This window comes from Sulfuritalea sp., assembly GCF_031426875.1.
Classification (GTDB): Bacteria; Pseudomonadota; Gammaproteobacteria; order Burkholderiales; family Rhodocyclaceae; genus Sulfuritalea.
In genome coordinates this window covers 64,473-79,914 of record NZ_JASJPC010000028.1, presented here as the reverse complement: position 1 = coordinate 79,914, position 15,442 = coordinate 64,473, and the positions used below count along the sequence as shown (strand labels likewise).

Here is a 15,442-nt window from a genome sequence, read left to right as displayed (position 1 = left end):
CCCGGCCTTCCAGCGCGGAGCACCCGGCATGAACATGAGCGGAGAAAACCTGGCTTTCGAACTGCGCACCGCCGACGGGGTGAACCTGGCGGGTCAGGCCTGGCTGCCGCCTGGCTGCTGCGCAATGATCGCGGTGGTGCATGGCATCGCCGAGCATTCGGGTCGCTACGCCTTTCTCGCCGAAAGGGCCAATCGGCAGGGCATCGGCGTGATCTCGGTGGATTTGCGCGGCCATGGCCGCTCGCCGGGCGAGCGTTCCTATGTCGAGCGCTTCGACGACTATCTGCTGGACGTCGATGCACTGCGGGTGAAGGCGCACGAGCTGGCCCCCGGATGCCCGCTATTCCTCATGGGGCACAGCATGGGCGGCGCGATTGCCCTGCGCTGGCTGGCGCAGCGCAGGCAGCCGCTGGCGGGACTGGTGCTGTCGTCCGCGGCGCTGAAGATCGGCGGCGACGTGCCGCGTCTGCTGGTGGCGCTGGCGCCGCTGCTGTCGCGCAGCTTGCCGCATCTGCGTGGCACCCGCCTCGATCCGGCGCTGATCAGCCGCGATCCGGCGGCGGTGGCGGCCTATGTCGGTGACCCGCTGGTGAGCCTGCAGGCGCCGCCGGCGCGCACCGGGGCCGAACTGCTGCGGATCATGGCGGCCAATCGCGTATCGGCGCCGGGACTCGATGTGCCGGTGTACCTGTTTCACGGCGATGCCGACCGGCTGACCGACCCGGCCGGCAGCAGGGAAATATTCGATCTGTGGGGTGGACCGGACCGCAGCCTGCGCCTGTGGCCCGGCAGCCGCCACGAGACGCTCAACGACCTGGATCGCGAACTCGTGGCGGCCGAACTGCTGGACTGGATGCTGGCGCATATCCCGAAGAGCGATTAGGCCGTTGGCGTAGCGATTTGCGGTCTGCGTAGGCATTTGCCATTCGCCGGGCGCTTGCCGATGAACTATGGTTGTAATAAAGGGCTATGCGGCCTCACCGTGGAGCCAGTCCTGCAACCATTGAAGGAGATCGCATCATGCAAAAAACTGTCTGGGTGGCGGCCGCCGCCGCCGTACTCATCGGTGGTGGGGTGGCGGCCTACTATTTCCTGCAGGATGAGGCTCCGCCGCCACCGCCACCGCCAAAGATAGCCCGTGATCCTGTGCGTGCTGCGCCTGCGCCGGTTGTGGCGCCGAGCGTACGTCATCCGCTGGGCGGCGTAACGGCTACGGGTTTGCCGGAACTGGAGCAAAGCGATGCGCCGCTGCTGAAGGCGCTTGACGAATTGCTGGGCCGGACATGGCGGGCCTATTTTCTCCCCGAGGGCGTGATTCGGCGCGTCGTCGCCACGGTGGACAATCTTCCGCGCGAGCGGCTGCCGGCCGACGTGATGCCGCTCAAACGGGTGCCCAAGGCCTTCATAACCGCCGGCAAGGGCGCGACGCCGGTGATCGGCTCGCGCAATTCGGCACGCTATGCCGCCTACGTGTCGGTGGTTGCCGCAATCGATGCGGCGAAACTGGTCGCGGTGTATGTGCGCTTCTATCCGCTGTTCCAGCGGGCCTACGAGGAGTTGGGGAACCCGAAGGGCTATTTCAACGATCGCCTGGTCGCAGCGATCGACGATCTGCTGGCCGCGCCGGACCTTGCCGGCCCGATCAGGCTGGTGCGGCCGATGGTGAATTACGAGTTCGCCGATCCTGCCCTGGAAGCGCGTTCGGCCGGCCAGAAGATCATGATCCGCATGGGGAAGGACAACGCCGCCAGGGTCAAGGCCAAGCTGGGCGAGATCCGCAAGCTGGTGGCGACCGGAGGATGAACTCGCCAAATGGGGAAATAAAACAAACCACTTCAACAGTTGGGTTTTTGGTCTTATAGTTGACCTATCACGAACGCGCGGGGCGAAACCCTGCTTTGCGTGTTTTCCCGAGCCGACGCCAAAGCGTCGGCTCTCCCTGTAGATCGGGAGCAACTCCCGGCTGCACTGTGATGGGGTCGGTGGATTCTGCCCTCAAGGCTAGGATCGGCCGACCCGGTTTTCTTCGCTGTCTTTCCACGGCAAGCGCATTCCACGACAAGTGGCGCGTTGCGCGTGCGGGGCGCGACATGAAATCCATGATCTTGGCGCGGCTTTGTTTCTCGCTTGAAGAAACGCCGCACCGCACAGGCGAGGGAGCAGGGAGTAGTGGAGTCGTTGTCCAATCTGGCAGTTGCAGGGGCTTTCATGGCAGGGCTGGGCGTGATCCTGGCGCTGCTGCTGGCGTTTGCCAACAAGAAGCTTTACGTCTACGAAGACCCGCGCATCGGCGAGGTCGAGGACCTGCTGCCGAAGTCGAATTGCGGGGCCTGCGGCCAGGCCGGCTGTCGCGACTTCGCCGAGAAGGTGGTCGGCGGCGACATCATTCCCGCGCAGTGCACGGTCAGCACGCCGCAACAGCGCCAGGGCATTGCCGACCTGCTCGGCGTCGCCGCCGGCACCATGGAGAAAAAAGTGGCGCGCCTGGCCTGCGGCGGAGGCCGTCACGTGGCCTTCCTGCGCGCCCGCTACGAAGGCCTCAAGACCTGCCGCGCGGCGGCCGTGGTCTCCGGCGGCGGCAAGGAGTGCGCCTGGGGCTGCCTCGGCCTGGCCGACTGCGCCACGGCCTGCACCTTCGACGCCATCGCCATGGATGCCCATGGCCTGCCGGTGGTCGATAGCGAGAAATGTTCGGCCTGCAACGACTGCGTCGAGGTCTGTCCCAAGGGCCTGTTCAGCCTGGAGCCGGTCAGCCACCGCCTCTGGGTGGCGTGCAAGAACCAGGCCGACGGCGACACCGCCGAGGCCTCCTGCGAGGTGGCCTGCACCGCCTGCGGCAAGTGCGTCGCCGATGCACCCTTGAAGCTGATGCAACTGGTCGGCCAACTGGCCGTGGTCAATTACGACTGGAACGACCGTGCCACGCGCGCACCCATCGAACGCTGCCCGACCGGCGCCATCGTCTGGTTCGAAACGCCCGACCATGCGGCCAAGGGCGCCGCCGCCAAGAAAATCCTGCGCAACGATCCGTTGCCCCTGCATTATTGAATTCGCATTGTTAGGAAGCTGCCATGCCCATCACGCTGATCAAGAAAATCTTCTCCTCCACTTTGCTTGAATCCGGCAGCGCCGGCGTCGATGCCAAGTCGGTCAAGTACCCCGGCCTGCGCGACGCGGTCGACGGCAATACCGCCGTGATCCATGTCGAGCGCGAGGCGTCCGACGCGGCCGGCGCCTACCCGATCACACCTTCGACGCAGATGGGCGAATACTGGGCCGAGGAGGTCGCCGCCGGGCACCTGAACATTTCCGACCGGCCGCTGATTTTCATCGAGCCCGAATCCGAGCACGCCGCCGCCGGCGTCACCGCCGGCATGGCCATGACCGGCCTGCGCGCCGTCAATTTCTCGTCGGGGCAGGGCGTCGCCTTCATGCACGAGTCGCTCTACGCCGCCGTCGGCAAGCGCCTGCCCTATGTGCTCAACATGGGCTGTCGCGCCATCACCAAGGTCTCGCTCAACGTCCATGCCGGCCACGACGACTATCACTGCATCGACGACACCGGCTTCATCCAGGTCATGGCCAAGAACGCCACCGAGGCCGCCGACCTGAACCTGATCGCGCGCAAGGTCGCCGAGCTGTCGCTGACCCCCGCGATCATCGGCCAGGACGGCTTCCTCACCACCCACCTGATCGAATCGGCGCTGCTGCCCGAGCGCGAGCTGGTGGCCGAGTATCTGGGCAAGCCCGACGACCTGATCGATACGCCGACGCCGGCGCAGCAGATGCTGTTCGGGCCCAAGCGCCGCCGCGTGCCGGCGATCTGGGACGTCGACAACCCGGTGGTATCGGGCACGGTGCAGAACCAGGACGCCTACATGCAGGCCACGGCCGGCCAGCGCCCGTATTTCTTCGACCACATCGAAGCACTCGCCGATGCCAGCATGGACCAGTACGCCGGGCTGACTGGGCGCCGCTACCAGCGCGTCGCCGGGTTCAAGACCGAGGATGCCGATTACATCATCCTCGGCATGGGCAGCATGATCGTGCAGGCCGAAGCGGTCGCCGACTATCTGCGCGAGACGCGCAAGCTCAAGGTCGGCGTGGTCAATCTGACCATGTTCCGCCCCTTCCCCGGCGACCTGCTGGGCCATGTGCTGCGCGGCAAGAAGGGCGTGGCGGTGCTGGAGCGCACCGACCAGCCGCTGGCCGAAGACCTGCCGGTGATCCGCGAGTTGCGTGCGGTGCTGATGAAGTGCGTCGAGAACGGCATGGCGGCCACCCAAGGCCAGGGCGGCGAACTGCCCTTCCCCGGTTATGCCAGCTACGGCGCGGGCGACCTGCCGCGCCTGTATTCGGGCTGCTACGGTCTCGGTTCGCGCGACCTGCAGCCCGAGGCGATGATCGGCACGGTGGAGAACATGTTGCCGGATGGGCCGCAGCGCAAGTTCTTCTATCTCTCGGTCGACTTCGCCCGCGACCCGATCAATCCCAAGGACGAGGTGCATCAGCAGGATCTCGCCGACAAATATCCGCGCCTCCGCGAAATGGGCGTGCGCGGCTCGGAGAATCCCAACCTGCTGCCGAAGGGCGCGATCACCGTGCGCATGCATTCGGTCGGCGGCTGGGGCGCGATCACCACCGGCAAGAACCTGGCGATGACCCTGTTCGAACTGCTCGGCTGGGACATCAAGGCCAATCCCAAGTACGGTTCGGAGAAGAAGGGCCAGCCGACCACCTATTACCTGTCCGCAGCGCCGGAACCGATCCGCATCAACTGCGAATACACCTATGTCGATGTCGTGCTCTCGCCCGACCCGGCGGTGTTCGGCCACAGCAATCCGCTGTCGGGCCTGAAGAAGGGCGGCTTCTTCATCATCCAGTCCAATCTCGGTAGCGAAACCTGGGCCAGCTTTCCGCTCTGGGCGCAGAAGTTCATCGTCGACAATGACATCCGCGTCTTCCATCTCGATGCCTTCCAGATCGCCCGCGACGAGGCCGGCGCGGCCGAATTGCAGTTGCGCATGCAGGGTATCGCCTTCCAGGGCGCCTTCTTCGCCGCCAGTCCGACCATGGCGAATGCCGGGCTGACCGAGGACGCGCTGTTCACCGCGATCGAGGCGCAGTTGCAGTCCAAGTTCGGCGGCAAGGGCGCGCGCGTCGTGGCCGACAACCTGCGCGTGGTGCGCCGCGGCTACACCGAGCTGACCGAGATCACCGAGAAGGAAGTCGGCGTCACGCGCAAGACTTTCGTCAAGAAGGATGCCGGCCTGCCGGTGATGCTGCAGCAGATGCCGGCCAGCGACGGCAAGATCGCCGACATCCATCGCTTCTGGGAACAGACCGGGAATTTCTACCTGACCGGCCGCGGCAACGACAACCTGGTCGATCCCTTCATCGGCATGTCGCTGGTGCCGGCCGCCACCGGCGTTTATCGCGACATGACGGGCATCCGCTTCGAGCATCCGAAATGGATCGCGGAGAACTGCACGGCCTGCGGCAACTGCTATACGGAATGTCCGGACTCGGCGATTCCGGGCCTGGTCAGCTCCGTGTCCGACGTGCTGGCGACGGCCTTGAACCGCATCGAAACTTCCGGCACGCCGACGCGCTTCCTGCGCCGCGCCGTGCGCAGCGTCGAGAAGAAGCTGCGGGCCCTGGTCGACCATCAGGGCGGCGCGGTGCGTCCGCTGTTCGACATCGCCATCGACGAGGTCATCGCCGAGGCGCCCGACGCGGATCGCGCCGGTCTTGCGGCCGAGTTCACCCAGTTGCAGATCCAGCTCGGCGGCTTCCAGTTCGGCACCACCAAGCCCTACTGGGGACAGATGGAAAAGAAGGCCAAGGGCAGCGGCGGCCTTTTCTCGATCACCGTCAACCCATACACCTGCAAGGGCTGCGCGCTGTGCGTGACGGTCTGCGAGGACAACGCGCTGGAAATGGTGACGCAGACCGAGGAATCGGTGGATCGCCTGCGCCGCGACTGGAACACCTGGCTGGAGCTGCCGACCACGCCCAAGGAATACAGCCGCATAGACAGCCTCGACGAAAAGATCGGCGCGCTGGAAACCCTGTTGCTCGACAAGCAGAACTACAACTCGATGGCCTGCGGCGACGGTGCCTGCCTCGGCTGCGGCGAGAAGACCGCTATCCACTTGTTCACCTCGACCGTGACGGCGCTGATGCAGCCGCGGGTGGCGGCCTTCATCGAAAAACTCGACGGCCTGATCGCACGTCTGGAACAGCACATGCGGGTCAAGCTCGCCTCGGCGGTCGATCTGTCCGACACGGGCGCCGTGGTGCGTGCCGTCGACTCGACCGGCCGCCACGACCTGACCCTGTCCAGCCTGGCGACCAAGCTCAACGCCGACAAGCCCTCGCAGTTGCTCGACCCGGCCTGGGTGAAGAACACCGCGCAGTTGCTGGAAAAGCTCAAGGACCTCAAGTGGCGTTACGTCGAGGGGCCGAGCAAGCGCGGCCGCGCCGAGATGGGCATTGTCAATTCGACGGGCTGCACCTCGGTCTGGGGTTCAACCTATCCCTTCCATCCCTATCCCTTCCCCTGGACTTCGCACCTGTTCCAGGATTCGCCCTCGGTGGCGATGGGTCTGTTCGAAGGCCACATGGCGAAGATGGCCGACGGCTTCAAGGCCGTGCGCATGGCCGAGCAGGAGCTGGCCGGCGACTACCTGCCGGATCGCGACGAGGATTTCTACCGCCGCTTCAACTGGAACAAGTTCTCGGCAGACGAGTGGTTGCTCTGTCCGCCGGTGGTGGCGATCGGCGGCGACGGCGCGATGTACGACATCGGTTTCCAGAACCTGTCGCGCGCGCTGATGTCGGGCATGCCGATCAAGGTCCTGGTGGTCGATACCCAGGTGTATTCCAACACCGGCGGCCAGGCCTGCACCTCGGGCTTCATCGGCCAGGTTTCCGATATGGCGCCGTTCGGCAGCGCCTCGCGCGGCAAGCAGGAAACGCGCAAGGAAATCTCGCTGATCGGCATGGCGCACCGCACCTCCTACGTCATGTCGGGCACCATCGCCCACGTCAATCACCTGCTCGAATCCTATGTCGATGGCTTGAACAGCCGGCGTCCGGCGCTGTTCAACATCTATGCCGTGTGCCCGCCGGAACATGGCGTCGGCGACGACAAGAGCGTGGACCAGAGCAAGCTGGCGGTGGAAGGCCGCGCCTACCCGCTGTTCCGCTTCGATCCCGATGCCGGCACCACCTTCAAGGAATGCGTCAGTCTGGAAGGCAACCCGTCGCTCGATTCCGACTGGCCGACCTACAGCCTCAAATACGTTGACGAGGCCGGCGCCGAGCAGACCATGACACTGCCGATGACCTTCGCCGATTTCGCCGCGACCGAGGCGCGCTTCCTCAAGCAGTTCAAGAAGGCGCCGCCGGAGACCTGGAACGAAAACATGCTGCCGGTGGCCGAGTTCATCCAGCTCGACCGCGATGAACGCGACGGCAAGTTCCCCTTCATCTGGGCGGTGGACAAGAAGAACCGCCTGATGCGCCTGCTGCTCACCGAGGATCTGGTGCGCTCCACCGAGGAAAGGCTGCACTTCTGGCGCCAGTTGCGCGGCATCGCCGGTCTCGACGCCGAAGCCTCGGATGCCAGCGAGGTGACCGAGCGCGTGCGCGCCGAACTGCTGGCGAAGATCAGCGCCAGCCTCGGCCTGGGCGGCGTGGCCGACGTCGCGCCGGCAAGAGTTGGCGCTGGCGATACGGCGGCGCCCGCCGCAGGCGGCTTCGAGCCGGTGTGGATAGAGACGCCCGAATGCACGGCCTGCGACGAGTGCACCACGCTGGCGCCGAAGACCTTCGCCTACAACGAGCAGAAGCTTGCCGTGGTGATCAATCCGAAGGGCGCGAAGTTCGCCGACATCGTCAAGGCCGCCGAGAAATGCACGGCCGGCTGCATCCATCCTGGCACGCCGTGGAACATGGCGGAACCGGGCGTGGAAAAACTCATGGCGCGCGCCGCGAAGTTCAACTAAAACCATGAGCCACAGAGGTCACAGAGATCACAGAGAAAACCCATCTCTGGTTTTGCCTGTCTCTGTGCCCTCTGTGTCCTCTGTGGCTAAAAGGTCTGTGAAGTGAAACTGCTTTCCTATTTTCGTGGCGAGGCTTTCCAGCGCGGCGTGCATCCGCCGTCGTGCAAGCTGACGGCGGATCGCAAGATCCGTCGCCTGCCGTTTCCGCCGAAAGTCACGGTGCCGCTGTCGCAGCACATCGGCAAGGCGCCGCGGCCCATCGTGCGCGTCGGCCAGGAGGTGCTGCGCGGCCAGCCGATCGCCAGGAGCGACGAGTGGCTGTCGGTGCCGCACCATGCGCCGCTGTCCGGCGTGGTCGAGTTCATCGGACTGCGCCCGGGCATGCGCGGCACCTGGGTCGAATCCATCGTGATTCGCGCCCATCCCGGCGCGACGCAGGAAGACCTCTGGGGCCGGCCGCGCGATCTGTCGCAGGCCAGCGGCCAGGACATCCTCCAGGCGATCTGGGACACCGGCATGGTGGGTCTGGGCGGCGCCGCCTTTCCGACCCACGCCAAGCTCTCGGTGCCGAAACAGGCCAAGGTGCATACCCTGGTGGTGAACGGCTGCGAGTGCGAGCCCTATCTGACCTGCGACCATCGCATCATGGTCGAGCATGCCGAGCACTTGATCGTCGGCATCCGCTACGCGATGCGCGCCACCGGTGCGGTGCGCGCCATCATCGGCGTCGAGGACAACAAGCCCGATGCCGTGACGACGCTGCGCAATGCCATCGCCTGGGCCGGCGCCGGCGGCGCCTTTCCCGAGGGCACGATCCATGTCGAGGCGGTGCCGACCAAGTATCCGCAGGGCGCCGAGCGCATGCTGATCATGGCCCTGTTCGGCACCGAGATGCCGGCCGGCGGCCTGCCCATTGCGCTCGGCATGGTGGTCAGCAATGTCGGCACGCTGGCCGCGCTCGGGGCTTTGCTGCCGGCGGGGCGCGGCCTCACCGAGCGCGTGGTGACCATCACCGGCCCCGGAGTGGCGCGGCCGGGCGACTATCGCGTGATCCTCGGCACGCCGCTCAAGTTCGTCCTCGACTACGCCGGCGTGCCGGCGGTCGATGCGCTCGACGCGCGTCAGGTGATCCTCGGCGGGCCGATGATGGGCCAGGCCATCGGCTCGCTCGACGTGCCGATCACCAAGGGCGTCTCCGGCGTGCTGGTGTTCCGCCACGAGGACATGCAGGAACGCGAATCGCGCCAGACCTATCCCTGCATCAAATGCGGCGAGTGCGTCGAGTCCTGCCCGATGGGCCTCAATCCCTCGACCCTGGGCATGCTCGCGGCCAAGCGCGAATACGAGCAGATGGGCGAGCGCTATTTCCTCGGCGACTGCTTCGAGTGCGGCTGCTGCACCTATGTCTGCCCGTCCAACATTCCGCTGGTGCAGCAGTTCCGCGTCGCCAAGCAGATCCTGCGGGAAAAAGCCGCATGAACCAGCCTTTGATAGAAATCCGTTCCGCGCCGCACGTGCAGGGGCCGAAGAGCGTCGAAACCATCATGCGGCATGTGGTGTATTCGCTGCTGCCGATCTGCGCCTTCTATGTCTTCCAGTACGGCATCTCGGCGCTGGCCTCGATCGTCGTCGTCACCGCCGCCTGCCTGTTCGCCGAGCGCTACTTCGTCCGCACCGGGACCCAGGCCGGCCGCCTGTCGGATTACTCCGCCGTCATCACCGGCCTCTTGCTGGCGCTGACCCTGCCGCCGGGCTTCCCGCTGTGGATGGGGGCCGTCGCCGGCCTGGTCGCCATCGCGCTGGGCAAGGCGCTGTTCGGCGGCATCGGCTTCAACGTCTTCAACCCGGCGCTGGTCGGCCGCGCCTTCGTCCAGGCCGCCTTCCCGACCGCCATCGCGACCTATACGCCGTCCTTCCTGGCGGGACGCTTCACCGAGTTCATTCCCTCCTCGCTGGCCTGGCCGCTGATGATCCCGGCCGATGCCGCCGCCTGGCTCAAGGCCAAGAACCTCGATGCCCTGGCGGGTGCCACGCCGCTGGCGAAATGGAAGTTCGACGGCGTGGTGGCCAATGCCGGCGACTTGCTGACCTCGCTCTCCGGCCACATGGCGGTGGGGCCGGCGCCGGTGCTGATCCTGCTCTGCGGCGCCTATCTGGCACTGCGCCGCTTCATGGACTGGCGCATCCCGCTGGCGATCATCGGTAGCGCCGCGCTGACCGCCTGGCTGCTGTACGCCTTCGACGGCGTACGCTATCCGAACCCCTTCTTCATGCTGTTTTCCGGCGGCCTGATCCTCGGCGCCGTATATATGGCGACCGACATGGCGACCTCGCCGGTGACGCCCAAGGGCATGTGGGTGTATGGCGCGCTGATCGGCTTGCTGACCGTGGTGATCCGCTACTACAGCGGCCTGCCGGAAGGCGTGATGTACGCGATCCTGATCGCCAACGCGGCATCGCCCTTGATCGAGAAAGTCACCCAGCCGGTGCCCTTCGGCCGCGGCGTGCTCAACCGCCACAAGCGCGCCACCTATCCGCTGAACCCGGGTTACATCTCGCGCGAGGAAGCCAGCGCGGTGACACCGAAGAAGCGCTTCCTGCCGAAGAAGCCGAAAAAATGAAGGTCAAAAACATTCAGCCACAGAGATCACAGAGATCACAGAGAGAAACCCTCGCTTTGTTTTTCTCTGTGCACTCTGTGTCCTCTGTGGCTAAAAGGTTTCAAGAATGACTACGTCGAACCAGCAGCCCGAAGCTCCGCAGCGCGTGATCCCCATCGCCGTGGTCGGCAACATGCCGCCCGTGCCGCCCGCGTCCCCGACTGCTCCCATGATCCGCACCCTGGGCCTGGTGTCGGCCATCTGCGGCCTGATCATCGTCGGCGCCTACCAGGGCACCTACGACGCGGTCGCCGCCAACAAGCGCATCGCCACCGAGCGCGCCGTGTTCAAGGTGATCCCGGCGGCAAAGTCGATTGCCGAGTACGTCGCGCTGCCCGGTGGCGGCATCGAGCCAAGAGTTGGCGCTGGCGACACGGCGCCCGGCGGCGTCAAATTCTTTGCCGCCTACGACGCCGGCGGCAAGTTGGCCGGCATAGCCGCCGAAGGCGGCGCCAAGGGTTACGCCGACACCGTGCGCATCATGTTCGGCTACTCGCCGGACTGTCAGTGCGTGGTCGGCATCGGCGTGGTGGCCATGCGCGAGACGCCGGGCATCGGCGACAAGATCGTCACGGACAAGAACTTCCTCGCCAACTTCAACGCGCTCGACGTCAAGCTGAAGGGCGACCTCTCGGCGCTGGCCAACGAGGTCAGGGCGGTCAAGCACGGCGCCAAGACCAGTCCCTGGCAGGTCGATGCGATCGCCGGCGCGACGATCACCTCGCGCGCCGTCGGCCGCGCCATCAACGATTCGGCGCAGGTCTTGCTGCCGCGTCTGGTTCCCAATCTCGACAAGCTCAGGAGCAAATCATGAATCCGTCCACCGCAGGGACCTGGGATGAGTTCATGGAGGGCGTCTGGCGCCAGAACCCGGTGTTCGTCATGGTGCTGGGCATGTGCCCGACCCTGGCGGTCACGGTTTCGGTGGTCAATGCGCTGTCGATGGGGGTGTCCACGATGCTGGTGCTGATCGCCTCCTGCGGGCTGGTGTCGATAATGCGCAAGCTGACGCCGAAGGAGGTGCGCATCGCCGTCTACATCGTCATCATCGCCACCTTCGTCACGGTCATCGATTATGCGATCCAGGCCATCAGCCTGGCACTCTACGAAGCGCTTGGCGCCTTCATCCAGCTGATCGTGGTGAACTGCATCATCCTCGGCCGCGCCGAGGCGCATGCCGCGAAGAATTCCCCGTTGCCGGCCATGATCAATGCCGCGGGCATGGGTGTCGGCTTCACCATCGGCCTGCTGGCGCTGGGCACGGTGCGCGAGGTTCTCGGCGCCGGCACCTTGTTCGGCGTGACGCTGTTCGGCGCCGGTTTCCAGCCCTGGGTGATCATGGTGCTGCCGCCCGGCGGTTTCTTCGTACTCGGCGCCTGGCTGCTGTTCTTCTCCTGGCTGGAGCGCAGGAAGCTGCGCCGGCAGCAGGCCAAACTTGTCGAGGCTACGCAAAATGCATGAATCGGCCTTCCAGATCTTCATCAACGCGCTGCTCGCCAACAATTTCGTGCTGGCGATGTTCCTCGGCCTGTGTCCCTTCCTCGGCGTCTCGGGCCGGCTCGACACGGCCTTCCCGATGGGCGTGGCGACCACCTTCGTGATGCTGGTGGCTTCGCTTTGCGCCTATGGCCTGAACCTGCTGCTGGGCTACTTCCACCTCGAGTTCCTGCGCCTGATTTCCTACATCGTGGTCATCGCTTCCGCGGTGCAGCTGGTCGAAATGGTGCTGAAGAAATACAGCCCGAAGCTGTTTCGCGCGCTGGGCATCTACCTGCCGCTGATCACCACCAACTGCGCCGTGCTCGGCGTCGCGCTGTTCCAGACCGCGCGCGAATACGACTTCGTCCAGTCGCTCACCTTCAGCATCGGCGGCGGCGCCGGCTTCACCCTGGCGCTGGTGCTGATGGCCAGCGTGCGCGAGCGCCTGACGCTTTCCAACGTGCCGGACCTGGCGCAGGGCACGGCCCTGTCGCTGATGCTGGCGGGCATTCTGTCGCTGTCCTTCATGGGCTTTGCCGGACTGGGCGGCTGATGGGCACTTACCTGGTCACCGTCGGCCTGATATTCGCCATCCTGCTCGGCGGCATCGCCGTCGAGCGCCTCTACCTTCGGTTCGCCGCGAAGAACCCGCAGCTCGGTCCCTTCCGCGACAACAGCAAGTGCGGCAGCTGCTCGGCCGGCAGCGGCTGCAGCGACGGGTCCTGTGCGGAACCGGATGCCTCGTCTCGCCACTGATTTGCCATTCTCGGAGCCAACGCCATGCCGCTAGCCAAGCCACCCGTGCCTCCCCCCGCCAGGATCTGGTCCGCCGTCCTCGCCGAGTCGCGCCGCATCACGCCGCTCGATTCGCGCGAGGAAGTTCGCCACCTGGTATTCCGTATCGGCAACCTGTCCTTCGACGCGGCGCCCGGCAACTGCATCCGCGTCCTGGCGCCGGGACAGTTCGGCAACCGGCACCACACCCGGCTGTATTCGATCATGGACCTGGAGCGGTGCGGCGAAGCGACCGAGTTCGCCATCTGCGTGCGGCGCTGTACCTACATCGACGATTTCAACGGCGAGAAATACCCGGGCATCGCCTCCAACTACCTGTGCGACCTGCGTCCCGACGACGTCATCGAGTTCGCCGGCCCGGTCGGCTATCCGTTCGTGATTCCGGAGAACAAGAATGCCGATATCCTGATGCTGGGCATGGGCACCGGGATTGCGCCCTTCCGCACCCTGATCCGCCAGATATACGAAAAGATCGGCGGCTGGAAGGGCAGGGTGCGGCTGTACTACGGCGCGAAGAGCCCGCTGGAAATGCTCTACATGAACGACGAGAACGACGACCTCGCCAACTACTACGATCAGCCGACCTTCAAGGCCTTCCAGGCCGTCAGCCCGCGCCCGCATTTCGACCTGCCGGTGGCGCTGGACCAGGCCCTGGCGCAGAACGCGGCGGAAGTCTGGGACATGATGCAGCGCCGCGATACACGGGTTTTCATCGCCGGCACGGGGAACACGCTGGCCATGCTCGACAAGGCCATGGTCGAACTGGCCGGCTCCTCCCGGGACTGGGTGTCGGTGCACGGCAAACTGCGCAGCAGCGGACGCTGGAGCGAATTGCTGTACTGAGGGAGCGGGCCCGCCGTCAGCGCGGGCGTATCGTCACCGCGCATTGACCCTGCCTGGGGCACAGCACGGCGCGCACCAGCCGTTCCGGCATGCCTTCCTGCCAGGACGAGTCGGACGGGTAGGAGTAGATGGGAATATTCCAGACCGAGCCTGTTTCGCGCACCCGTTGGATGTTCGCCTTGAAGGCTTTTTCCGCATCGGCACCCGAGCGCTGGCGCAGCTCGCGATGCAGGAGGTTCGGCACCGAGTCGGACTGCGGGTCGATCGACTCCGGATGCGCCAGGTCCTGGTTCGCGATGCAGCGGATGTAGTAAGTGTGGATCTGCGTGCCGTCGACACCGATCCAGCAGTCGAAGCCGATGCCGGACTGGGTGACTTCAACCGTTTGGCCGCGGACGAAACCGACCGCCAACAACAAACCGCATAAAATTGCACAGGCATATCTCATGGCGAAATCATACGCCGGCCGGCGGCATGCGTGACGCAAAAAATACACATGGACGCCGCCACGGGCCGGCCGAAGCGATACGCGGGCCGCCATCGATGGACATCAGCTACTATATCCAAAGTACAAGGGCGCTTACTGTTATCCAAACTATTCAAATGAATAATCATCAGGATAGAGAGCTGGAACTGTCGGTACGGCTGATGGAGCACCTGGTCGTGCCGACCTTCGTGCTGGATGCCGACTGCCGGGTCATCATCTGGAACCGTGCCTGCGAGCGTCTGACCGGCATCAAGGCGGGCGAGGTCATCGGCACTCGCGAACACTGGCGCGGCTTCTACAGCGAGCCCCGTCCCTGCCTGGCCGACCTGATTGCCCAGGGCCGCACCGAGGAGATCGACGCGCTCTACGCCGACCACGATCAAGCAGCGACCGATGCCGTGCCGGCACACGGTCGCCGCGCGGAAAACTGGTGCGTCATGCCGCAACTGGGCACCCGGCTTTATCTCGCCATCGATTCCGGTCCCATCTTCGACGAAACCGGCAAGCTGATTGCCGTGGTCGAGACCCTGCGCGACATGACGGCGCAGAAGGAGGCGCAGGCGGCCTTGCAGCACCTGGCCAACCGCGATGGCCTGACCGGGGTGGCCAACCGGCGCTGCCTGGACGATACCTTGCAGGCCGAATGGGCGCGCGGTACACGGGATGGCAAGCCGCTTTCCTGGTCATGCTCGACGTCGACCACTTCAAAGGCTACAACGACATGTTCGGCCACCAGGTCGGGGACACCTGCCTGAAGTCGCTTGCCACAGCGATGGTGACGTCCTGCTTGCGTTCGGTCGATCTGATCGCCCGCTATGGCGGTGAGGAATTCGCCGCCATCCTGCCCGGCACCACGGCCGACGGCGCGCTTACGGTAGCTCGGCGCATCGGCGCCGAGATTGCGGCGTTGAAGCTTCCGCATCCCGGCAACAACGGCGTCGGCCATGTGTCGGTCAGCCTCGGTGCGGCTACCGTGGTGCCGGATCGCACACTCGAAGTCAAAGACCTGATTGCGGCCGCCGACCGCGCGCTGTATGCCGCAAAGGCGGCCGGACGCAATTGCGCAATGCATGTCGAGCAACTCGAAGAAGGGCAGCGGCTGAACCCGGTGTCGGCAGTCTGATGTCTTTTCCGCATACCTGTCGAATCACGCGGGCTTCTCCGCG

The 15,442-nt window shown here is 65.3% G+C and carries 14 protein-coding genes; 13 read left to right on the top strand and 1 reads right to left on the bottom strand.

Annotated elements, in window-relative coordinates; translation table 11 throughout:
* The first annotated feature begins 28 nt into the window (after positions 1-28).
* The 11 genes from RMO95_RS13195 to RMO95_RS13145 all read left to right on the top strand — a co-directional run bounded on the left by RMO95_RS13195 (position 29) and on the right by RMO95_RS13145 (position 13,789).
* Positions 29-883 (top strand): alpha/beta hydrolase, encoded by an 855-nt coding sequence (locus RMO95_RS13195; protein WP_310451097.1) that lies wholly within the window; start codon positions 29-31, stop codon positions 881-883.
* Positions 884-1,020: 137 nt separating this feature from the next.
* Complete coding sequence (locus RMO95_RS13190; protein WP_310451096.1) at positions 1,021-1,803, top strand: DUF3014 domain-containing protein; 783 nt, start codon at positions 1,021-1,023, stop codon at positions 1,801-1,803.
* Positions 1,804-2,208: 405 nt separating this feature from the next.
* A complete protein-coding gene (locus RMO95_RS13185) occupies positions 2,209-3,048 on the top strand; it encodes a (Fe-S)-binding protein (RefSeq protein WP_310451095.1) in 840 nt (279 codons plus the stop codon).
* Positions 3,049-3,071: 23 nt separating this feature from the next.
* Complete coding sequence (locus RMO95_RS13180; protein ID WP_310451094.1) at positions 3,072-8,012, top strand: 2-oxoacid:acceptor oxidoreductase family protein; 4,941 nt, start codon at positions 3,072-3,074, stop codon at positions 8,010-8,012.
* Positions 8,013-8,114: 102 nt separating this feature from the next.
* Positions 8,115-9,491, top strand: coding sequence for an electron transport complex subunit RsxC (gene rsxC / locus RMO95_RS13175; protein ID WP_310451093.1), 1,377 nt, complete (start codon positions 8,115-8,117; stop codon positions 9,489-9,491).
* The gene (locus RMO95_RS13170; RefSeq protein ID WP_310451092.1) at positions 9,488-10,633 is read left to right on the top strand and encodes an RnfABCDGE type electron transport complex subunit D; all 1,146 of its coding nucleotides are present in this window, start codon (positions 9,488-9,490) and stop codon (positions 10,631-10,633) included. The genes rsxC and RMO95_RS13170 overlap by 4 nt, the downstream gene beginning before the upstream one ends.
* Positions 10,634-10,739: 106 nt before the next feature.
* Positions 10,740-11,486 carry an FMN-binding protein gene (locus RMO95_RS13165; RefSeq protein WP_310451091.1) on the top strand — a complete coding sequence of 249 codons (747 nt, stop codon included), beginning with the start codon at positions 10,740-10,742 and terminating at the stop codon, positions 11,484-11,486.
* Entirely contained in the window at positions 11,483-12,133 is a 651-nt protein-coding gene (locus RMO95_RS13160) for an electron transport complex subunit E (RefSeq protein ID WP_310451090.1), read from the top strand. The genes RMO95_RS13165 and RMO95_RS13160 overlap by 4 nt, the downstream gene beginning before the upstream one ends.
* Positions 12,126-12,704 (top strand): electron transport complex protein RnfA, encoded by a 579-nt coding sequence (locus RMO95_RS13155; RefSeq protein WP_310451089.1) that lies wholly within the window; start codon positions 12,126-12,128, stop codon positions 12,702-12,704. Before RMO95_RS13160 ends, RMO95_RS13155 begins: the two co-directional genes overlap by 8 nt.
* The gene (locus tag RMO95_RS13150; protein ID WP_310451088.1) at positions 12,704-12,907 is read left to right on the top strand and encodes a hypothetical protein; all 204 of its coding nucleotides are present in this window, start codon (positions 12,704-12,706) and stop codon (positions 12,905-12,907) included. The genes RMO95_RS13155 and RMO95_RS13150 overlap by 1 nt, the downstream gene beginning before the upstream one ends.
* 24 nt (positions 12,908-12,931) lie before the next feature.
* Positions 12,932-13,789, top strand: coding sequence for an oxidoreductase (locus tag RMO95_RS13145; RefSeq protein WP_310451087.1), 858 nt, complete (start codon positions 12,932-12,934; stop codon positions 13,787-13,789).
* 16 nt (positions 13,790-13,805) lie between these two features.
* Here the strand turns inward: RMO95_RS13145 and RMO95_RS13140 are convergent, their stop codons facing one another.
* A complete protein-coding gene (locus RMO95_RS13140) occupies positions 13,806-14,330 on the bottom strand; it encodes a hypothetical protein (protein ID WP_310451086.1) in 525 nt (174 codons plus the stop codon).
* 62 nt (positions 14,331-14,392) lie between these two features.
* On the opposite strand from RMO95_RS13140, the gene RMO95_RS13135 reads away from it, so the two are divergent.
* Together RMO95_RS13135 and RMO95_RS13130 are read left to right on the top strand one after the other, a co-directional pair.
* The gene (locus RMO95_RS13135; RefSeq protein ID WP_310451085.1) at positions 14,393-15,031 is read left to right on the top strand and encodes a PAS domain-containing protein; all 639 of its coding nucleotides are present in this window, start codon (positions 14,393-14,395) and stop codon (positions 15,029-15,031) included.
* Complete coding sequence (locus tag RMO95_RS13130; RefSeq protein WP_310451084.1) at positions 14,962-15,399, top strand: diguanylate cyclase; 438 nt, start codon at positions 14,962-14,964, stop codon at positions 15,397-15,399. Before RMO95_RS13135 ends, RMO95_RS13130 begins: the two co-directional genes overlap by 70 nt.
* The last annotated feature ends 43 nt before the right edge of the window (positions 15,400-15,442 follow it).